The sequence below is a fragment of the Faecalibacterium sp. PGM34 genome, from assembly GCF_054456555.1.
Window position 1 is genome coordinate 2,538,832 of sequence record NZ_CM136898.1, and the last position, 19,786, is coordinate 2,558,617.

The 19,786-nt window shown below is 58.1% G+C and carries 25 protein-coding genes; 5 read left to right on the forward strand and 20 right to left on the reverse strand.

Annotation, left to right across the window (positions count from 1 at the left end; all coding sequences use genetic code 11):
• Nucleotides 1-40 precede the first annotated feature (40 nt).
• The 6 genes from ACXPUX_RS12250 to ACXPUX_RS12275 all read right to left on the reverse strand — a co-directional run bounded on the left by ACXPUX_RS12250 (nt 41) and on the right by ACXPUX_RS12275 (nt 2,720).
• Nucleotides 41-838, reverse strand: coding sequence for a hypothetical protein (locus ACXPUX_RS12250; RefSeq protein ID WP_458828541.1), 798 nt, complete (start codon nt 836-838; stop codon nt 41-43).
• 12 nt (nt 839-850) lie between these two features.
• Nucleotides 851-1,141, reverse strand: a complete 291-nt coding sequence (locus ACXPUX_RS12255; protein WP_458828542.1) for a hypothetical protein — start codon at nt 1,139-1,141, stop codon at nt 851-853.
• Nucleotides 1,087-1,524, reverse strand: a complete 438-nt coding sequence (locus tag ACXPUX_RS12260) for an InlB B-repeat-containing protein (RefSeq protein ID WP_458831242.1) — start codon at nt 1,522-1,524, stop codon at nt 1,087-1,089. The genes ACXPUX_RS12255 and ACXPUX_RS12260 overlap by 55 nt, the downstream gene beginning before the upstream one ends.
• 76 nt (nt 1,525-1,600) lie before the next feature.
• Nucleotides 1,601-1,789, reverse strand: a complete 189-nt coding sequence (locus ACXPUX_RS12265) for a hypothetical protein (protein WP_458828543.1) — start codon at nt 1,787-1,789, stop codon at nt 1,601-1,603.
• Nucleotides 1,790-1,822: 33 nt separating this feature from the next.
• Nucleotides 1,823-2,056, reverse strand: a complete 234-nt coding sequence (locus ACXPUX_RS12270; protein ID WP_458828544.1) for a hypothetical protein — start codon at nt 2,054-2,056, stop codon at nt 1,823-1,825.
• A gap of 139 nt (nt 2,057-2,195) precedes the next feature.
• On the reverse strand, nt 2,196-2,720 hold the full coding sequence (locus ACXPUX_RS12275) for a GNAT family N-acetyltransferase (protein WP_458828545.1): 525 nt from the start codon (nt 2,718-2,720) through the stop codon (nt 2,196-2,198).
• A 129-nt stretch (nt 2,721-2,849) separates the two neighbouring features.
• Here ACXPUX_RS12275 and recG point away from each other — a divergent pair, with 129 nt between their 5' ends.
• A complete protein-coding gene (gene recG, locus ACXPUX_RS12280) occupies nt 2,850-4,910 on the forward strand; it encodes an ATP-dependent DNA helicase RecG (RefSeq protein ID WP_458828546.1) in 2,061 nt (686 codons plus the stop codon).
• A 43-nt stretch (nt 4,911-4,953) separates the two neighbouring features.
• Here the strand turns inward: recG and ACXPUX_RS12285 are convergent, their stop codons facing one another.
• The 4 genes from ACXPUX_RS12285 to ACXPUX_RS12300 are packed head-to-tail and all read right to left on the reverse strand — an operon-like array spanning nt 4,954 to nt 6,844.
• Nucleotides 4,954-5,538 carry a hypothetical protein gene (locus tag ACXPUX_RS12285; RefSeq protein WP_458828547.1) on the reverse strand — a complete coding sequence of 195 codons (585 nt, stop codon included), beginning with the start codon at nt 5,536-5,538 and terminating at the stop codon, nt 4,954-4,956.
• 11 nt (nt 5,539-5,549) lie between these two features.
• Complete coding sequence (locus ACXPUX_RS12290) at nt 5,550-5,993, reverse strand: glycosyltransferase (protein ID WP_458828548.1); 444 nt, start codon at nt 5,991-5,993, stop codon at nt 5,550-5,552.
• Between the two features lie 27 nt (nt 5,994-6,020).
• The gene (locus tag ACXPUX_RS12295) at nt 6,021-6,143 is read right to left on the reverse strand and encodes a hypothetical protein (RefSeq protein WP_458828549.1); all 123 of its coding nucleotides are present in this window, start codon (nt 6,141-6,143) and stop codon (nt 6,021-6,023) included.
• 8 nt (nt 6,144-6,151) lie between these two features.
• Nucleotides 6,152-6,844: a metallophosphoesterase gene (locus ACXPUX_RS12300; protein ID WP_458828550.1), complete on the reverse strand. Its 693-nt coding sequence runs from the start codon at nt 6,842-6,844 to the stop codon at nt 6,152-6,154.
• 180 nt (nt 6,845-7,024) lie between these two features.
• Between ACXPUX_RS12300 and ACXPUX_RS12305 the strand changes: the two genes are divergently transcribed.
• Complete coding sequence (locus ACXPUX_RS12305) at nt 7,025-8,368, forward strand: D-alanyl-D-alanine carboxypeptidase family protein (RefSeq protein ID WP_458828551.1); 1,344 nt, start codon at nt 7,025-7,027, stop codon at nt 8,366-8,368.
• Between the two features lie 53 nt (nt 8,369-8,421).
• Here ACXPUX_RS12305 and ACXPUX_RS12310 read toward each other — a convergent pair whose 3' ends face one another.
• From ACXPUX_RS12310 to ACXPUX_RS12320, 3 genes are all read right to left on the reverse strand, one after another.
• Entirely contained in the window at nt 8,422-9,459 is a 1,038-nt protein-coding gene (locus tag ACXPUX_RS12310) for a P1 family peptidase (protein ID WP_458828552.1), read from the reverse strand.
• Between the two features lie 167 nt (nt 9,460-9,626).
• Nucleotides 9,627-10,178: an FUSC family protein gene (locus ACXPUX_RS12315; protein WP_458828553.1), complete on the reverse strand. Its 552-nt coding sequence runs from the start codon at nt 10,176-10,178 to the stop codon at nt 9,627-9,629.
• Nucleotides 10,179-10,297: 119 nt separating this feature from the next.
• Nucleotides 10,298-11,641, reverse strand: coding sequence for an MATE family efflux transporter (locus ACXPUX_RS12320; RefSeq protein ID WP_458828554.1), 1,344 nt, complete (start codon nt 11,639-11,641; stop codon nt 10,298-10,300).
• 241 nt (nt 11,642-11,882) lie between these two features.
• Between ACXPUX_RS12320 and ACXPUX_RS12325 the strand changes: the two genes are divergently transcribed.
• The 3 genes from ACXPUX_RS12325 to ACXPUX_RS12335 all read left to right on the forward strand — a co-directional run bounded on the left by ACXPUX_RS12325 (nt 11,883) and on the right by ACXPUX_RS12335 (nt 13,525).
• Nucleotides 11,883-13,004, forward strand: a complete 1,122-nt coding sequence (locus tag ACXPUX_RS12325; protein ID WP_458828555.1) for an AI-2E family transporter — start codon at nt 11,883-11,885, stop codon at nt 13,002-13,004.
• A 309-nt stretch (nt 13,005-13,313) separates the two neighbouring features.
• Nucleotides 13,314-13,388 carry a twin-arginine translocation signal domain-containing protein gene (locus ACXPUX_RS12330; RefSeq protein WP_458831244.1) on the forward strand — a complete coding sequence of 25 codons (75 nt, stop codon included), beginning with the start codon at nt 13,314-13,316 and terminating at the stop codon, nt 13,386-13,388.
• Nucleotides 13,352-13,525, forward strand: coding sequence for a hypothetical protein (locus tag ACXPUX_RS12335; RefSeq protein ID WP_458828556.1), 174 nt, complete (start codon nt 13,352-13,354; stop codon nt 13,523-13,525). The genes ACXPUX_RS12330 and ACXPUX_RS12335 overlap by 37 nt, the downstream gene beginning before the upstream one ends.
• 129 nt (nt 13,526-13,654) lie before the next feature.
• On the opposite strand, the gene ACXPUX_RS12340 is transcribed toward ACXPUX_RS12335, so the two are convergent.
• The 7 genes from ACXPUX_RS12340 to ACXPUX_RS12370 form a co-directional block, all read right to left on the reverse strand.
• Complete coding sequence (locus tag ACXPUX_RS12340; protein ID WP_458828557.1) at nt 13,655-14,125, reverse strand: hypothetical protein; 471 nt, start codon at nt 14,123-14,125, stop codon at nt 13,655-13,657.
• 180 nt (nt 14,126-14,305) lie between these two features.
• The gene (locus ACXPUX_RS12345; RefSeq protein ID WP_458828558.1) at nt 14,306-15,622 is read right to left on the reverse strand and encodes a M18 family aminopeptidase; all 1,317 of its coding nucleotides are present in this window, start codon (nt 15,620-15,622) and stop codon (nt 14,306-14,308) included.
• A 71-nt stretch (nt 15,623-15,693) separates the two neighbouring features.
• Complete coding sequence (locus ACXPUX_RS12350; protein WP_458828559.1) at nt 15,694-17,136, reverse strand: APC family permease; 1,443 nt, start codon at nt 17,134-17,136, stop codon at nt 15,694-15,696.
• A 204-nt stretch (nt 17,137-17,340) separates the two neighbouring features.
• Entirely contained in the window at nt 17,341-18,018 is a 678-nt protein-coding gene (locus tag ACXPUX_RS12355; protein WP_458828560.1) for a GntR family transcriptional regulator, read from the reverse strand.
• A gap of 267 nt (nt 18,019-18,285) precedes the next feature.
• Nucleotides 18,286-18,750 (reverse strand): Hsp20/alpha crystallin family protein, encoded by a 465-nt coding sequence (locus ACXPUX_RS12360; RefSeq protein WP_458828562.1) that lies wholly within the window; start codon nt 18,748-18,750, stop codon nt 18,286-18,288.
• A 235-nt stretch (nt 18,751-18,985) separates the two neighbouring features.
• On the reverse strand, nt 18,986-19,372 hold the full coding sequence (locus tag ACXPUX_RS12365) for a DUF2500 domain-containing protein (protein ID WP_458828563.1): 387 nt from the start codon (nt 19,370-19,372) through the stop codon (nt 18,986-18,988).
• A 1-nt stretch (nt 19,373) separates the two neighbouring features.
• Nucleotides 19,374-19,721, reverse strand: coding sequence for a DUF6054 family protein (locus ACXPUX_RS12370; protein WP_458828564.1), 348 nt, complete (start codon nt 19,719-19,721; stop codon nt 19,374-19,376).
• Between the last annotated feature and the right edge of the window lie 65 nt (nt 19,722-19,786).

Here is a 19,786-nt window from a genome sequence, read left to right on the forward strand (position 1 = left end):
AACGCTGGAATCAACATGCAGCATAACGGAGTATTCCAGATCATCCGTATACTTCTTCTTGTACTCCTTGTCCATCAGGACCCGCAAAGACATTTCCCTTTGATTTGTTGTCCTTTTTGGTCTCAAATATGTTGCCGATTTCTTCCGTCAGATCATCCACAAAGCCGTTGTCCGCCTCTGCATCGTCCGCAGCCGCATGGATGGCATCGGCTCCTTCACCGGTATACTCCAGCGCCTCGGGCGAGAAATCCACCATCGCAGACTCCTGCACGGTCACGTTGCTGGTCACACTGCCATCCGCGCCGCTCTCTGCACTGCCCTCCACATAGTGGAATTCGCTGCTGTCCTGATCGCTGTCGATCTTCAACAGGTCGAACACATCCCGGATGTCCAGTTCCTCGTCACCAGTAATGACAAGTTTGCCGCCTTCCTCCTGAATGTCCTGCACACGGGCCACCAGCAGTCCTTCCGGGCTGTGGTAAACAAAGGTATCGCCTGCCTGCAGGTCCCGGAACTCCTCGGTGGGGTTTTCAACGGTATACACATAGCTGTCGGCGTCCTGCGTGATGACGTTTTCATCGGGTGCCACCGTGTCATTGTCCAGCACTGCGACATCGGCCTTTACCACACCAAAGTTCGTGTCATCCCGCTCGTCCAGATTGACCACCAGTTCCGGGTCAAAGTCGCTGGCCTTGGCTTCCTTCAGGTCAGACATTTCCTCGGTAAACAAAGTGCTGACATAAGTATCGCTCAGGGCGCTGTGCTCTTCCGTGTCCAGCAGAAATACCTTGAGCACAAAATACTGGGGCAGCGTGCCGGTGAGCGGGATCTCTGCCATGGTCTCTTCCGTCTACTCCACCTGTATGGTGCCGCTGGCCAGCAGCTGCTTGCTGTCGGTGCTGTAAATGCCCACCACAAGGTCTGCCGTACCGGCGGCAAAATAACGCACTGTGGCGGTCTGTCCCGTTACGCCTGCATCGATCACCCGGTAGTTCTGGGCATCGCTGCCGCCGTTTTCTGCGTCCGGGTCTGCGTCCGGCATTCCCGCCAGCAGCAGGGCGCTCAGGCTGTCGGTGGCGGTCATGCTCAGCTGGTCGCTGGTCGTGGACTGAGAAAGCTTGCCGGTCTGCTGCTGCGCCATTGCAGCAGCGAGATGCGTGCGTTGGCCGGTACGGTATGATCTGCCAGCTCTATCCTGCCCCGCACAGCCACCGGTGCCACAGTAGTCACTACACCGACTGCCACCGCCACAGCGGCCGCACCTGCGGCCAACGCAATGATCGCTCCGCCGCCGTCTCCATCGCCGCCGGGGGCGGGGGTGGGGGAGTCCTTCGTGTCGTAGCACGCCGTCACCTCAACATCCAGACTGCCCATTACAAAGGTGGTCTGGCGGGCGGTCTCCTCGGCCAGCGTGATGTCACCGGCTTCCACCTTCCAGCGGGCAAAGGGCTTTCCGTCCTGCTCTGCCGGTGCAGTGATGGTGACCACTGCGCCCGCAGCAGCCTGTTCCTCGGGTGCCAGCAGGGCGTACTATGCCGGAAGCCGGATCGTCTGGGCAGAATACTTCATCATAAGAAACCTCTTTTCTGAACGAAACGTCTCAGCGCAGATACAGCACGGCCATGGTCAGCAGGATCGTACCTGCCACCAGCATCGTGCCAACATGCGCCTTCCACGCAAAGCCGTCTGTCGATGCAGTGCCCGGCTTTGTGACTGCCGGGGTCTTGTCGGAGGCATTGGGCACCCAATGCGCATAGATCGTGGTGTCCGCGCCGAACTCTGTGTTCACAGTGATCTTGTTCCCTTCCAACTGATCGGTATATCAGCCTTCGAAGGTATAGCCGGACATGGTGGGGGTGGGCAGAGAGTTCAGCCTGCCCGTAGAGGTAGTGCTGGCGATCACCGGGATCCCCACACCGCCGCCGGTCTCAAAATAGATGGTGTAGATGCCGTTTTGCTGCACGGTAGTCTCGGGAGCCGCTGCCGCTGCCGGCAGAGCCAACAACATCCACAGCAGCAACATCACCAAGGGCACAAGTCTTGTGGACTGTTTCATACAGATGCCTCCTATTGTTTTGTCTCCCTTTTATTATACCCCCTGCTTTGCCCCTTTCAACAAAATTCGACGCTGCAACAGGCTCTTCCGCGCCGCAAAAAATAATGAAAAACGCACGCTCCGGCACAAGCGCTCTCCCTCACACCATGCGGCAAAACTCCGTGGGCAGGGTGTTCCCGTATGAGATGCGCAGCCGCATCTGGTACCACACCACCCCGCCGTGGGTGGAAGTGGAAACGCCCTCGTTCACAAAGCCGAATTTTGCGTAATAGTGCAAAAGCTTCTCCTTGCAGGTCAGCACCAACCCCTTGCGCCCCTGCGCGCGGGCATCTGCAATGGCTCTTTGCAGCAGCAGCCCTGCATAGCCCCGGCGGCGGCAGCGCGGGAGGGTGTTCACCCCAAAGATCATCTGCCATGCGCCGTTTTCATCATGCAGGGCAGCGTCTGCGTACATTGCATCGGTCAGGTCGGGCGTGTCGGTGCAAAAGCCGTCCACAAAGGCTACCAGTTCCCCCTGCTCAAACAGCAGCCAGAAATGGCCGGCATAGTGTGCCAGCCGCCCGGCAAATTCTTCTGCCGTGGCAGCCTCCGCTGCCGGAAAGCACGCTGCCTCCACGGCGTCAATGGCGTGTAGATCGTCCATAGTCGCATTGCGTATTTCCATACGATTCTCTCCTCTCTTTTTTCTGTGCTGCCAGTGTACCACAGCTGCCGCACAAAGGCAAAGTGTTTGCATCTGTTCCCCGTCCGTGTTACAATGGCTATACTACGCTTAGAAGGGAGCTGAAACGCCATGCCCACCGAAAACCGCACTACCCTGACCCCGGACACCCCGGTGCGCTACCTGAAAGGGGTCGGCCCCAAGACCGCAGAGCGGTTTGAAAAACTGGGCATCGTGACGCTGGCAGACCTGCTGTGCCACTACCCCCGGCGGTACATCGACTTTTCCAAGCCCTACTCCATTGCAGAAGCCCCCGCCGACACTGAATGTGTGGTAAAAGCCGAGGTATTTGCAAAGCCCGGCGGGCGCATTCTGCCGGGTGGGCGGCGCATGGAGCGCATCACTGCCGGAGACGATGTAGCCAGTCTGGAGATCACATGGTTCAATAACCCCTACGCCACCCAAAAATTGCAGCTGGGGCAGGAATACTATTTTCAGGGCATCGTTACCGGCGGGATGCTGCGCCGCCAGATGGTCAACCCGCAGGTGCGCACCGCCGAGCAGATTCAAGCCGCACCCTTTGAAGCCGTTTACCCCCAGACCGAGGGACTGTCCAGCAGCGTCATCTCCCGCTGCATCCGGCAGCTTTTGCCCCATGCGGAGCTGCTGCCCGACCCGCTGCCCCCGGAGATGCTGCAAAAATACCGTCTGCTCCCCAAAGCCGAGGCGGTGCGCGCCATCCACTGCCCTTCCACCGAGGAACAGGCCGCAGCGGCGCGGCGGCGGCTCATCTATGAGGAGCTTTTGGTGCTGCAATTGGGCATTGGACGGATGCGCAGCCGGGGCGCTGCCGCCACCGGGGCACCCATGCGCCGCGCCGACCCTGCTCCTTTCTGGCAGAGCCTGCCCTTTGCCCCCACCGGGGCGCAGCGCCGCGCAGTGGAGGAGATTTTAAACGATATGGCGGGCGATACCGCCATGAACCGCCTGTTGCAGGGCGATGTGGGCAGCGGCAAAACGCTGGTGGCTGCTGCCGCCATCTGGGCGTGCATCCGGGCGGGATATCAGGCCGCGCTGCTGGCGCCTACCGAAATTCTGGCCGCGCAGCACGCCGAAGGGCTCAACCGGCTGCTTGCCCCCTTCGGGATGCGGGTTGCCCTGCTGACCGGCGGCATGAAGGCCGCCGCCCGCCGCACCACGCTGGCCGCCATCCGCAATGACGAAGCCGACCTTGTGGTGGGCACCCACGCCCTGATGAGCGAAGGGGTGGAGTTTGCCCGGCTGGGGCTGGCCGTCATTGACGAACAGCACCGCTTTGGGGTGCGTCAGCGCGGCGCACTGGCGGAAAAGGCTGCGAACCCGCACCTGCTGGTCATGAGCGCCACCCCCATCCCCCGCACGCTGGGGCTGCTGATTTATGGCGATCTGGACATCTCCATTCTGGACGAGCTGCCCCCCGGACGCACGCCGGTCAAGACCCGGTGCATCACCGGCAAGCGGCGACGAGACCTGTACCGCTTTCTGGACAGCGAGATCGACAAAGGGCGGCAGGTGTATCTGGTCTGCCCCGCCATTGAGGATGTGCCGGACGGCGGGCTGAACGCCGTCAAGACCTACTACGAGGACATCGCCAAGGCGCTGCTGCCCGACCGCCGGGTGGGGCTGATGCACGGCAAGCTGAAGCCCAAGGAAAAAGCTGCCGTCATGGAGGATTTCAAGGCCGGGCGGCTGGACGCACTGGTGTCCACCACCGTCATTGAGGTGGGCGTGGACGTGCCCAACGCCAGCGTGATGGTGATCGAAAACGCCGAGCGCTACGGCCTGAGCGCCCTGCACCAGCTGCGCGGGCGTGTGGGACGCGGCGCTGCCGAGAGCTGGTGCTTCCTTGTCAGCGACAACACCAGCGAGGCCGTGCAGAAGCGGCTGAAATTCCTCTGCTCCACCACCGACGGCTTTGCTGTGGCGCAGTACGACTTGGAGACCCGCGGCCCCGGCGACTTTTTCGGCAGCCGTCAGCACGGCCTGCCCACCTTACAGATCGCCGATTTGATGAACGACACCCGTACCCTGCACGCCGCTCAGAGCGAAGCCGCCGCATTGCTTGCTGCCGACCCGCTGCTGGAAAGCCCTACCCACGCTTTGCTGGCCGCGCAGGTGCAGCAGATGTTCGACAAGGCCGGGCCGATGAACTAAAAAAGCGCTGTCGCACAAAAAACTCGTGCGACGGCGCTTTTCTTTACACTTCTTTGCTCCCAACAATGTTTTGCAGGATGCGGGCGGTCAGGGCCTCCAGCTTTGTTTCCAGTGCGGGCAGGTGCAGCAGGCGGTAGAGCCGCTGATACACGGCATCCGCCGCGTAGCCCGCAACGGCAACCAGCAGCACCGCACCGGTCAGGTACGCCAGCGAGGGCAGCAGCGCCCCGCCGAACCGGGGCAGGTCTACCCACTGCCACAGCAGCGCCCGGGTAAAATCGCTGTCGTGCAGCAGATACACCCCGAAAGACAGCGGTGCCAGCCGAAAGACCCAGCGCCGCCAGTAGTCCGAGCGGATATGGATATTCTGGAACAACAAAAACATTGCTGCCGAGGCGATGACCGTAGCCAGTGCCTGATAGCCGTTGACGGTATTCACAAAACCGTTCAGGTGCAGGGCGGTTTCCAGCCGCAGCGCCAGCATCCGGTTGAACAGCCCCGCCGCCGAAGCTGCCAGATATGCCAGCAAACACAGCCCGCCATGCCCGATGCCGTGCATCAGAACGATCATCACCATACTGAGAATGCGCATCGCCTCAAAGCCGCTATGCCGTTTTTGTTTTTCCATACCCCGCCCCCTTATCTCTCCAGCTGCCGCAAAGCCTGCCGCACCTGCTGCTCCGGCCGCAGCCATGCCTGATAATACGCCGCATTGTGCTGTGCCATAGCCAGTATCGCCGCCGGGTCTGCCAGCAGCTGCCGCAGCTTCTCCTCGCACTCTGCCGGGGAGGTATACGTTTTATAGTTTTTGCCTTCTTCAAAGCCGCCCGGCAGGGTGTACCGCAGCGGCTCGGTGACGATAGCGCGTCCCGCCGCCACATACTCGGCCAGCTTCCAGCCGGTAGAGCCGTGCAGTCCGGTAGATGCTACACAAATTTCCGTGTGCTGCATCCGGTGCAGATACGCCCGCTTTCCGGTCAGCTTGTCCGGCAAAATCAGCGCCAGCACCGCCGCCGGGTCGTTGTAGAAGTAGCCGTCCATCAGGTCGAACACCACCGTGCGGCCGTCAATTTCTGTTTCCAACAGCGCTTCCCGGGCAAGGGGATTGCCCTACCGCACGTCCTGCACCCGCAGGGTCAGCTCCCCGCGCTTTGCCAGCAGGGTAAAGCCCGCCAGAATGCCGCTGATGTGCGCCGCACCCTCCCGGGTGGCAAGTTTTACCGTGACCTGCATATTCCCTCCTATCGGTGGAACAGCCCGGTGCGCCGCTCACCCATGGGGATGACATCGCAGAACACACACCGGCTCTTGGTCGAAAGCTGCACATCCTTGTGATAGCAGCCGAAAAACCATTTTTCGTAGGTCAGTTTGAGCAGTATTTCATCCAGAAACAGGTGCAGACGGTTGTTCTCGCCAAGGGCAAGGGCGGTAAAATCCAAAAATCTGCTTGGTGCATCGTGGGTCAGCACATAATCTACCTTGTAGTCTACCGCCTCTAAGTTGCGGCGGCAGGTGTCGTATTCCGCGTCACTGGGCATCTCCTGCTTCCACCAGTTCACGCCCGGCTCCCGGTCGTCCTTATCCTGACTTTCCGCGCCGCCGAAGCAGAGATAGCTTTTGCCCTCCAGCTCCAGCACGCTGCCCCGGCACACATGGTACACGTTGCCGCCAAGGCTCTGCACCCTGCCGCCGAACAGCTCCGTCTCCGGGTACTGTGCCAGCAGGTCGTAGTTTTCATGGCTGCCGTCCAGAAACAGCACCGTGTAGGGGCGCTTGCGCAGCCAGTCCAGCCGCTTGCGCTCTGCGGCGCTGCCGTCCCACACAAAACCAAAATCCCCCAGCACCACCACGGTGTCCTTTTTGCCCAGCCAGCGCAGTTTGCCCTGCTTGAAGCGCTGGATATCGCCGTGGGTGTCCCCTGTTAGATATACCATTCCTGCCCTCCCTGCCGGAGCGAAAGAACGGTGTAAAACACCGCAAGGCTCTTGTAACACCCCGGCAAACCTGTTATTATTATAGAACACAGCACACTTGCTGCAAAATTGATCTTCCGGCGCGCCGCACTGCGCAGCCGTGTCTCGTATATTTTATCGCTTTTTAAAGGAATTGTCCACATGAAACGTATTTTTGCACTGGTTCTCTCGCTTGTATTCCTGCTCAGCTGCCTTGTGCTGCCCGCCGGGGCCATGTTCGACCCCAGCCCGGTGTATCAGGTGCAGGCTGCAAGCGCCTATATCGTGAACACGGATACCAACATCATCGTCTATGATAAGGACAGCACAAAACAGGTGTCGGCCGGCGGTCTGACCAAATATATGACCCTTGCCGTGCTGCTGACCAACTACGCCGACCAGCTGGACAACACCTTCCAGATGCCCTTTGCCATCTCGGACTATGTTTATAACACCAATAACGCGGATATGCGCTCCAACGAGACTTTTACCTACCGCGAGGCCATGTACGCCATGCTTACCCGCAACGCAAACGAAGCGGCCATGGGTCTGGCGTACACCCTTTCCGGCGGAGATCTGGACGGCTGGGTGGCGCAGATGAACACCTTGTCCCAGCGTATCGGCACCACCGCCAGCAGCTGGACGGACGCCTGCGGCATCGACAGCGGCAACACCACCTGCGCCGTGGATATGTACCTGATCTTGCGCTACCTGATGAGCTTTGACGCCTTTGTGGAGGTATCCGGTGCGCCCAGCTTTACCATGCCCGCCAAGGAGAAGCACCGCTCCTCCTCGGTGCTGGTCAGCCAGAACGCCGCGCTGAGCAAAGCCAGCGGCGGCGGCTACTACCGCAGCGCCATGCAGGGCGGTATGTGCAGCGTGACCGCCTTTAAAAACGATACCGGCACCCAGAGCTATGTTTCGTGGGGCAACAAGGACGGTGCCACCTATATCTTCTGCGTGATGGAAAGCCCCGACAGCTGCGATACCCTTGGCTACGCCAACCGCCGCCCTGCCCTGTTCGAGACAGTCGAGCTGATGGACTGGGTGTTCGACAGCTTTTCCATTCAGGCTGCGCTGGACACCGACCTGACCATTGCAGAGATCCCGGTAAAGTATTCCTCCGACACCGACACTTTGCAGCTGTACCCCAACGACAGCATGATGACCCTGCTGCCCTCCACCAGCGACGGCACCGTGACCCAGAAATACTTCCACCTGCCGGACTACGTCTGCGCCCCCATCCAGCAGGGCGATGTGGTGGGCACGGTGGAGCTGAAGCTGGCGGGCGAGACCATCGGCGTGGTGGAACTGATCGCCGGGCAGGACGTAGCCCGCAACCCGCTGCTGTTCGGGGTGGACAAGGTGAAGGAGTTCTTCACCAGCCTGTACCTGAAGGTGGTGCTGGTGCTCAGCCTGATCGCCGCCCTGATCTACGGCTTGTGGCTGCTGTGCGCCAACTGGAACCGCCGCAAGCCCACCAAAAAGATCCACCGCCGCTATTGAGCAAAGCAAAAGCCCCGCACCGGATGCAGGGCTTTTTTCTGTATTGCAGGGTCTCAGCCTTTTTGTTTCAGGAGCTCCGTCAGGCTGCGGAAAGTCCGTCCGTGGTTGCCGGTAACCGTCTCGGCGTGGAGCAGGCTGCTGAGCACGCTTTCCTCCACGCACTCTGCCACCGCCCGGAACAGGGGGTTGATGGCGTCATCGTGGAGCATGGTCATGGGCAGCAGGGCTTTTTCCGAATAATGCGGCATTCGGTTAGCGGTAGTGAAGGCGATGACGATCTCGCCGCTGCCGTTGCCGCAGTAAGACCCGGTGCGGGAAAGCCCCACCAGCGCCCGGCGGCACAGCCGCCGCAGCTGCCGCTCGCTCAGGGGGATATCCGTGGCCAGCACCGTGATGATAGAGCCCTTATCCTCGTGGGGCGGGATGCTGTCGCTCAGCAGGGTATGGATAGGCGTGCCCGCCACGATGAGGTCATCGAACAGCGCGTGGTTGGAAAGCACCAGTGCACCTATGGTATAGGGCTTGCCGTCCAGCTCCACCACCCGGGAGGCAGAGCCGATGCCGCCCTTGAGCCCATGGCAGCGCATTCCCCGCCCGGCACCTACGGCACCCTCGGCAAAGTCTGCCTTGCAGTCTGCCAGCGCGGCAAAGACGTGCTCTTCGGTGACATGAAGCCCCCGGATGTCGTTCAGGCCGCAGTCGTTGCACTCGCAGACCACCGGGTTCACGCTGCCGGTGGTCTCGCAGATGTCGGGGTTTCTCTCCAGCATATACTTCACCAGAGCGGTCTGCGCCGTGCCCACGCTGAGGGTGTTGGTAAACAGGATGGGCGTTTCCAGCGTGCCCAGCTCGTCGATCTGCACAAGACCGGTGGTCTTGCCAAAGCCGTTGATGACATAGCTGGCCGCCAGCACCTTTTCGTGGAAAACGTCCCCTTGGTGGGGCAGCAGTGCCGTTACGCCGGTCTGCACTGCACCGTCTGCCAAGGTGCAGTGCCCTACCGTCACCCCCGGCACATCGCTGATCTTATCCCGCGCACCTTTGGGCAGTGTGCCCACCTGAAACCCCCATTCGTTCCCTGCAATGCCCATTGTAGTTCCTCCTTGCCATTTCTAAGGGTATCATAGCATTTCTGCTGTCAAAAGTAAACCGCTGCAACAGACCGGGGCACGCACAGGAAAAGGGCTGCCGCACAGTGAGATTCTGTGCAGCAGCCCCTTTGCTATTTTGTAAAAACGCCGCAGTGCGGGATATTCCATCAGGAATGCTCCACCGGACGGAAAAACCCCTTGAACTTTTCCCAGCAGGCCACCACCCGCTCCCGCGGCAGAAAATAATTGACCAGAAGCGCTACAATAACGCCCACAGCCGTATCAAAGATGCGGTTAAGGGAGTAGGTAACGTAGGTCTCCACCGGCGTGCTGAACAGCACGATGCAAAGCACCACACCGCCGGGCTGCACGCCGCCCGGCCAGAAATACTGGCACAGCAAAATCAGCACCACGATGGCCGCACCCAGCAGCAGCGCTAATAACATGCTGTGCCCGCCCTGCGGGTAAAACCGCAGATACACCCAGAACACCGCAATGGCCAGCAAGCCGCCGATGAGGGTGCCGAACATACGGTTGCCGCCGTTTTTGATCGAGTCCGGCATATCGGTGCCAATGCCGAAAATGACACCGATGCAGGCAAACGCCGGGTTGCGCTCCAGCAGGCAGTAGACGACCGCCACCAGCATAGCCGTTATCGCCGTTTTGATGGTGCGCCAGCCCACATGCAGCCGGAAATCTTCGTGCGGGAACTGTAACATCTTCAAGATCCTCCTCTTTTTGCATTACCACTCCAGCATACCACAGGACAATGTTGGATACAAGGCTTTCAACATAAGTAGATTATTTAACAAGGCAGCTGCTCCCGCGCTGCACAAAATTATTGAGGTGCCGCTGCATTTTCCGTTGGCCACGATCTTCTGAGCGCCGCATAGGAGACCAGAAAGTTTGCAAGCCAGCCTGCCGGGACAGCAAGCCAGACAAAGGCAATGCCAAAGCGCGGTGCACAAATCAGAGCAACGGACAGTCGAATGGCAAGGTTTACCATATTGGCAATGAGGAACGGACGCATGATGCCAAGCCCGCGCAGCACACCATCAGTCGCCATCTTGATGCCCATGAAGATGAAGAAGTAACCCAGCCACCGCATATAATCACCGGACACCTGATAGGCCAGCGCCGTTCCGTCCTTGCCCAGAAACAGCGAGGAGATCTGGGTGTGCAGGGTTTCAATGACCGCAAAGGCAATGACCGCAAAGCACAGGTCCAGCACCAGCGCAGCGTGGTAGCCTTTTTTGAGGCGGTCGATCTTCTTTGCGCCAAGATTCTGGGAGATATAGGGCGAGACCGCATTGCCGATGGAGACAAAGATCAGCGAGAAAACATTTTCTACCCGCATCGTTGCTGCATACCCGGCAAGCGCCTGTGTGCCGAAGGGGTTTACCACCGCCTGCACGATCATCATACCGATGGACACGGTGGACTGCTGCAAGACCGACGGCACCGCAATGCGGAGCATGGAAGCCAGCTCCTGCCGGTCGAACCTTTTAAAGGGGCTTTTATACTGCCGCATCCGGTACAGGAAGATCAAAAACGAAAAGACGGCAGAAATGCCCTGTGCGATCAACGTGGCAAGAGCTGCGCCAAACACCCCCAAGCCAAGCCCCGCCACCATCCAGAGATCCATAAAAATATTCAGGACGGAGGAAAAGATCAGCAGACCCAGCGGGATCCGGGATTCCCCAATGGAGGTAAACATGGTGGAAAGAATGTTGTACATGAACAAAAACGGAAAGCCCACAAAATAGACCCGCAGATACAGCACCGCGTCCTCCAGAATATCGGCGGGGGTCTGCAAGCCGCTCATCATAGCACGGGAAAAGCTAAAGCCAAAAACGCCAAGGACAACGCTCAAAACCAGAAAGCTGAGCAGGGACGTTGACACGATGGTTTTCATTTTGCCATAGTTTTTGGCACCAAAATAGCGGCTTACCAGCACACCGGCACCCACACCGGCGCCCAGCGCCACACAGATAAAAACATTGGTCAATGCAGCACAGGCACCAACAGCCGCCAGTGCCGAGGAGCCGACAAACTGGCCGACTATGATGGAGTCTGCCATATTATAGACCTGCTGAAAAAAGCTGCCAAGGATCATTGGCATTGCAAAAACCGTCAGCGCTTTCAGCGGCGCATCTGTGATCAGATATTCATCTTTCGACATGATCTCTTTCCTTCCGAGCTGTGTTTCTCTCAATTTTTTAATTTGCTCTGCACAAGTATACCACGCTTTTCCCCTGCTGAAAAGCTTCCGCTAACATTACCGCAAACTGCTTTTATAAAGTTCCGTTTCCCTTTTCCCTCGTCTTGACAAGCCCTTTTCTTCCGATTACAATACCAAAAAGAGCCCGCAGGCGGTATTTTTGCTGCCTGTTGCCACAATCTTCCGGGAAAGGAACTTTTTCATGGAACCAAAAACAAAACAATCCCTGCTCGTTACCGTTGTAGGGGTAACGCTTTTTGTAGCGCTGCTGCGGCTTTCTGACGTTCTGGCCTTTGCCGTAAAGCTGATAGATCTGGTTTTGCCCATTCTGGCAGGCGGCATTCTGGCGTTTTTTATCAACGTGCCCATGACCGGGCTGGAAAAGCGGCTGAACCGCCTGTTCGGCAAGGCCAAAAAGCAGCCCTCGGCGAAAGCCATCCGCCTTCTCAGCTTTTTCATCACCCTGCTGGGTGTTGTGCTGGTGCTGGTGCTGGCGCTCACCCTGCTGATCCCGGAACTGGTGCAGTCCTTCCACAGCCTGTATGTGCAGATCGAGGCCAATATCCCCCGCTGGACCGCCTATCTCAGCGCACAGAGCACCGATATGAGCTGGCTGATGAGCTGGCTGGAGGGCATCAACTGGGAGCAGCTGCTGCACAAGGTCACCGCAAGCATCGACACGGTGCTGGTCAACGCGGTAGGCGCAGTCTCTGCCACGGTGAACATCGTAGTCACCGCCTCCTTTGCGCTGATCATCTCCGTCTATATGTCCCTTGGGACGGAGAGCCTTGGCCACCAAGCCCGCACGCTGGTGTGCGCCTACCTGAAGCCCTCCCACGCCGCCGGGGTGCTGAAATTCTGCCGGCTGTTCCGGCAGTCCTTTGCAAACTTTTTAACGGGGCAATGCAGCGAGGCGGTGATTCTTGGCGTTCTGATGGCTCTTGCATTTTCTGTTTTCAAGATCCCCTACGGCAGTCTGGTCGGCGTACTTACCGCCATCTGCGCCATCATCCCCTATGTGGGTGCGCTGATCTCCTGCGTGGTCAGCGTGTTCCTTGTGCTGTTGGTAGACCCTGTGCTGGCGGTGCGCTGCCTGATTGTCTACCTTGCCGTGCAGTTTATTGAAAATCAGTTCATCTATCCCCGTGTGGTGGGCAAGTCCGTGGGGCTTTCGCCGCTGTACACCCTTGTTGCTGCCATGATCGGCGGAGAGCTTTTCGGCATCATCGGCATCATCTTCTTTATCCCCCTGACGGCGGTGGTCATCGAGCTTGTAAAAGAGGATGCTTGTCGGCGTCTGCGCGCAAAAGAGCCGTTGCAATAAAGCAGCGTGCCAGAATACTATCTCCCCTGATCCCGGGCTCTCCGGCATCAGGGGCTTTTTTATGCCGCATGCCTGCAAAGCACGCGGTTTTCTGCCCTTGCTATGCCAAAACATTCAAAAACCGTTTGAAACACTTTTGTTGCAAGGGTACAATAAGATCGTCATTTTATGGGAAAATCGGCGTATGCCCAGTGCGGACAGGCCGCGAGCGTAGGGGGTTCCCGTGGGGTGTGTAAGAATCGCTACGGCAGCACTGCGCTACTGCACCTGCGCAGTACTGCCTTCCGATAATGTGAAGAAGGTATCTGTATGATAAAAAAGATCTCCCGCCGCTCGTTTTTGCAGGTTTGCGGCATTACTGCGGCAACGGCATCCTTGCCATGACCGCCAACGCCTTCCTTGAGGATATGCAAAAGAGCAAGGAAGCCGGCATGGACGAGCATCTGTCCAAGCCTGTGGATATCAGCGCACTGGAACAGGTGGTAAAGCGCTTCCGCGTTATCCCCCCCGAAAATAAATAGCGGTATACAGTGCTTTTGCCGCAAAAAGCCGCACGAGTTTGCATAAAAAATCTGCTGCCCCTTTGCCCGGATATTCTTGCATCCGGTATGGGGCAGCAGATCTTTTGCGTTATGGAAGGAGCTTTACCCTCAGATGGGCATGGTCTGGTAGAACCAGTCCGAAATGGCCTTGCGGGTGTCGGCGAAGAACTTCTTCACCGGGCAGGCGGCATCCCGAGCTTCCTGTTCCAGATCCGTGCCTGCGGGGAAGTTGCGGATGACGGTGTACGCCACCGACTGCGGCGGCAGCGACATCATCACAGCCGGGTCGTGCACCACGCAGATCTGCTCGCCTACCGCAAGGGTAGCGGGGTCGGAGGTGGTTTTTTCGTCATGGTCCTGCCAGACGGTGCTGTCGGTAACGATCATCTGATAGGTCTCCTGCTCTTCCGCAGTCACCAGAATGGACTCCACCTTGCCCTCCACGGTGCGGCTGACGCCCTCTACTACACCATAATAGTAGAGCTTCTTGGAAAACAGCGCCGAAGCAGAGGGCAGCACGCTGACGCTGAGCATCAGCACTGCAAGCAGGCAAAAGAGTGAGCGATAGGTCTTTTTCATAGAAAACCTCCATTTTTTATGTTGCAGCGGAGCGCCCGGCGCTCCCGGATGCCTTATTTTACCACAACTACCGTCGGATTTCTATATCCAGGCTTAACCGGCCACGGAAAATCAGCTTTTATGCAAAAAGGACTGCCGTGCATAGCAGCGCACAGCAGTCCTTTTTATGCTTTTACCGGTTTACTTGCTGATGGAAAGGGTGCCAAAGGCAGTCTCTTCAAAGTGGCTGCTGTACAGCTCCTGCATCAGCTTGATGAGCGAGAGGGTGTCCTCTGCACCGGCGGTCTCGTAGCAGGAGTGCATCGCCAGCTGCGGCAGGCCGATGTCCACACAGTTCATGGACACCTGTGCCATGGCCAGATTGCCCAGCGTGCTGCCGCCTACCTTATCGGAACGGTTTGCAAAGTATTGCAGCGGCACACCGGCGCGGGCAGCCAGCTCCCGGGCGGCGGCAACGCTCATGCCATCGCTGGTGTACTTCTGGCCTGCGTGGGTCTTGATGACCACGCCCTTGTTCATGTAGGTGCAGTTGTTCACATCGGTGTGCTCCGGGTGGTTGGGGTGCACGGCGTGGGCGTTGTCGGCGCTGACCATAAAGCTGGAAGCCACCGCACGGTGGAAGTCCTCGTCGTTGCCGCCAAGGCTCTGGGCAATGCGGTGCAGCACATCGTACAGGAAGGTGGAGGCTGCGCCCTGCTTGGTGCCGGAGCCGACTTCCTCGTTATCAAAGAAGGCCGCCACGCCGATGGAGCGGGCGTTCTTTGCGGTCAGCAGACCTTTCAGGATGCCGTAGACGCACTGCTGGTCGTCCAGACGGCCGCAGGAGATGAACTCCTCGTTGCAGCCCCAGACGGTGGCCTTTTCCCGCACATAGAGGAACAGGTCGCTGCCAAGGATCTGCTCCTCGGACACCTTCAGCTCCTCTGCGATCAGCTTTTTCAGCGCGCCCTCCTCGCAGGCACCGCCCAGCACGGGCAGCATATCCACCTGCTTGTTGAAGGAAGCCTTGTCGTTGACCTCGCGGTTCATGTGGATGGCTACACTGGGGATCATCAGCAGGTCGCGATCCAGCGCCACCAGACGGGATACGATGGCGCCATTCTCCTGCACCAGCACACGCCCCGCCACAGACAGCGGACGGTCCATCCATGTGGCGCAGATCATGCCGCCGTAGCCCTCGGTGTTCAGCTTGGTGTAGTTCTGCCCCATGTGGATCTCGGCGTTCTCCTTGATGCGGAAGCAGGGAGAATCCGTATGGGCGGCGGCAACGTTGAAGCTGTAATTTTCCAGCTGGTCGCCCATGCGGAAGGCGATGATGCTGGATCCATTGCGGCAGACAAAGTAGTCCTTGCCGGGTTCCAGCGCCCACTTGCGGCTTTCCAGCAGTTCTGCAAAGCCTGCTTTCAACAGAATCTCCCGCACTGCGGCGGTGGTGTGGTATGCGGTGGGGTTGCCGTCGATGAAGGACAGCATTTCGCGGACTTCGGATGCGATCATAAAATAAACCTCCTAATTTCCTGAGAAAAGAGCCGGTCAATGCTGACCGGCCCTTTTTAAGCATATTCAGGTTACTTTTTGGCAGCGGTCTGCTCGCGCTTTGCAAGGGCAGGCAGAATGAATCCCAGCACAGTCAGCACCACGGGGGTGATGACGTTCAGTGCAAAGGTGAAGGGGTCCTTATCATACATACCCAGCACGCAGCACACGGCGGTAACGGCAAAGCACCAGCCGCCGAAGAACTTGGCCACGGCCTGATTCTTGACAAAGCGGTACTCGGCGGGGATGGTATCGTAGGCGTTGCGCAGGGCGATGTAGGCAGCAAACACCCACAGGTAGCGCATGGGCATGCACACAGAGTTCAGCTTGGTCAGCTGGCGCAGAACGGCAGCAGCACCGGGCACGAAGGACTGTGCCAGAATGATGGAGCCGGACAGCACAGCCACCATCTTGATGCCGTTGCTGTGCACACCGTGGGCGTTGACCTTGTGCAGAGCCTGCGGGATGAACTGCTTGGTGTGCTCGTTATCCAGCAGCATACGCAGCGGTGCGTCGATGCTCAAAATCAGCACGGCGAGCTGGCTGATGACGTTGCACAGGGCGTAGATGATCATGAACAGATCGCCCACATGGTAGTACTGACCCAGCTTCTGGAAAGCCCAGTAGGAGCTGTTGGCAGCGTAGGCGTTGAAGCTTTCGGCGCTAGCATTGATGATGGCGGGGTCAAACATACGGCTCATAGCCAGCGTGCCCAGAATGGCGCAGGTGACCACCATGACGGCCAGCGTGATCATGCCGCGGGGGAAGCCCTTGCTGGGGTTTTCGACCTTATTGACGTAGGGAGAGATCTTCTCGCAGCCGCCCACAGCGAACACCAGAATGGACAGAGACGTGAAGTAGGTGACGTTGAAGTTGGGGATGAGGCTGCTGAAGCTCAGGTTGGCATGGACGTACTCTGCCGTGGGGTTGATGACCGGGGCAACGAACATCATCAGGATGTACAGCAGGGACATGACGAAGGTGCAGGTGCCTGCGGCAGTCAGCAGCTTTTTCAGGGGGTTCAGACCCAGGCTTGCAATGTAGCAGCCCAGCAGCAGGATGCCGAAGGTAGCCAGCTGGATGTAGCGGGTGGGGAAGGAGTCGTAGGTCTCCGCGTTGCGGAAAACCGCCCAGCTCAGCGCTTTCAAAAAGCCGCTGCCCTTGCTGGCAATGTAGGTGATGTGGCAGGCCCAGTAGGTCCAACCGGCGTAGTAAGCCAGCTTGGCGTTGGTGGTCTGGTGCAGCCAGGAGCTGACGCCGCCGCCCTCGTTTTTAAAGGCAGAGCCCAACTCACCCACCATCAAGGCATAGGGGATGAAGTACAGGGCAAACATGAAGATCCAGCTGAAGATGACCTGCGGACCGTTAAAGTACACAAAGCCGTTGGTGATGTTGCCGAAGCCCCAGACCGTAGAAAAGGCCATGAAGGCAAGGGTAAGCCACGAGATCTTTGTGGCTTTTTCTTTGTTAGACATACGGACAATTCCTCTCTTTCTTCTCCACACAGGGCGGAAGTTCCTGTAAGAAGGCCGAGGTTCCGCATATACTTCGCAATTTTACTAAAATACAGCAGTACTCGACCAATCACTTTGATAGTATAGCATAATTGCAGATTGTAGACAATCTGCAATTTCCATAAAATGATTGGTCAAAATTTAGCCGGTCAGCCAAATTCCCCTTTATTTTGCTGTTTCGTCCGCTGCCTGAACGGCGCTGTTTGCGCTGCGCATCCGTTCCATGGGCTCCATGTAGTGGGCGTAGACGGCGCGGCAGGCAGCCTCGGTGTCGCCGCTTGCCAGCGCCTCGTACAGTTTGGTGTGGATGCCGTTCTGCCGCTGCGCCAGCGTCTCGTGGTTAGAGCCGCTGTTCGCCCCAACAAGCAGGTTGCCGTAGTTCAGGTCGTCCCAGAATTTCAGCAGCCTGGGCAGCCCTGCCCGCTGCACGATGACCGCATGGAAGCGGTTGTCGTTCTCCACGATCTGTGAAAGCTCCCCCGGCCGGACATTGCGCATCTCCTCTAAGATACCGCGCAGGGTGCGCAGATCCTCCTCCGGGAATTTGCAGTCAAAATAGCGCAGCGCCGTCATTTCCAGATTTGCCCGCAGCAGATAGATCTCGTAGGCATCCTCCGGCTTTACCCGGCGCACCGAGCAGCCCACATTGCGTGAATACTCGACCATGCCCTCCTGCTCCAGCTGCCGCAGCGCCTCCCGGATGGGTGCCCGGCTGGAGCCGAACTCCTCGGCCAGCCGCTGCTCTGCCAGCTTTGTGCCCGGCTGCAGCTCCCCGGTAAGGATCTTGCTCCTGATGGCAGAGGTGATACTTTCCCGTAAAGTCTGAAAGGCAAATTCGCCCATGACTTTTATCCCCCTTTTTCCTTCTATACGTTCTTTTTTTGCCGCACGCAGTCCGCAGCCGCTGCCAGTGCAGCCGCAGGCCTGTATTGCGTGTGCCTTATAAGGATACCACGAAACGGTGGAAAAATAAAGTTTTCTGGCAAAAACAGGTACTTTCTCCCCTCTCCGTCATCGAAAGCCTGTACACCAAAAATGCCCCCGGAGGGCTTCTTGCAGCTCTCCGGGGGCATTCTATATACGTTATGCCTTGGCGCACACGGTCGGCATTTACTCGATCTCGATCAGATTCGGGTTCTCAGGCAGAGCCTTCGTCTGCTGCGGGGCGGGCAGCTGGATGTGCAGGACGCCATCCTCGAACTTTGCGTGGATGTCCTCCTTCTTCACTTCGCCCACATAGAAGCTGCGGGCGCAGCTGCCGGAGAAGGTCTCGCGCCGCACATAGCGGCCCTTGTTATCCTTTTCATCGTTAGAGTGGCTGCGCACGGCCTGAATGGTCAGGTAGCCGTCGTTCAGGTCCATCTGAACGTCCTCTTTCTTGCAGCCCGGCAGATCAACGTCCACTTCGTAGCCGTTGTCCGTCTGCTTGACATCGGTCTTCATCATGTTTGCACCGCGCTTACCAAAGGTATCACGAGCCTCACGGTTCATCATACGTTCCAGTGCACCCTCGTTCCAGAACGGATCAAAGAGATCATCAAACAGGTTCTCATGAAAAACAGTCGGCATAAACATAAAACATACCTCCAATCCCGGCGTTCGGGTCGGGTATAAAATTATATTTTGAAGCTCATTGCAAGGGGCTTTCCGGGGAGCCTTGCGGCTCTCCTTTTGCCCTTCCTCCTGAGCACGCCACTGTTATAACACGATTTTTTAGCACTGTCAAGCGCAGAGTGCTAAAATTCATAAAAGAATAATACTTTTGTCACAGCTTCTGCGATTTCTTTAAAAATACTGCGCAACAGCGTGTTTAATTTCGTTCAAACCCCAGATAGCGCGTACCCTGAAAGCTCAGCCTTCCGGTGTCGCCTTCTGCCAGCTGGCCGTATTCTGTGCCGCTCAGCCGCAGCTCCATGCGGTCGCCGCTTTCCACCTGAAAGGTCACATAATAGGTAGTAGCGCTCGTGCTGGTATAGCCGTGGGCGCCGGTCATGTCCCCTGCATTGGCGGTGTGATGGCGGGAAACGTTCATCCGCTTGGCCACCACAGTAGCCGGGACGGTAAGGCGCGGGGACGCATTATTTTTGCGCCATGTGCGCAAATTGCCCACCACGGTAAACAGCATCATGCCCAGCACAAACAGAAACACCAGCGGGAACAGGATGCTGAAAAGCGCGTCAAACCCACTATAAAACATTTTACCCCTCCAAAATTTCTTCCAGCAGCTGCTTTACATCCTCCAGAAAAGCGTCCTCGCCGAGGGTGTTCATTTTAAAGAACACCGCCTGACTGCCGCCCGCTGCAATGGCCGACAGTCGGATAGGCTCGTCCCCGTTCTGGAACAAGGTCAGCGTCAGGCTGAGACGGTTACCGCCCACCACGCTGTACCGCTCAAACACCCGCACGCTGCACCGGGCGCTGCCGTCCTTGAAGTCGCTGCCGGCTTCCAGCTCTGCCGACCAGCTGCTGTCCGGGATGGCGTGTTCCAGCTTGCGGAGCAGGGTGTCGAAGTTCTGGTTGCGGATGGTCTTTTCAAAAATAGCCATAGCTTCCTCCTTTTGCAAAATGCAGTCCTTTACCCTGAATACGAATGAGAGCGGGCATCAATTGC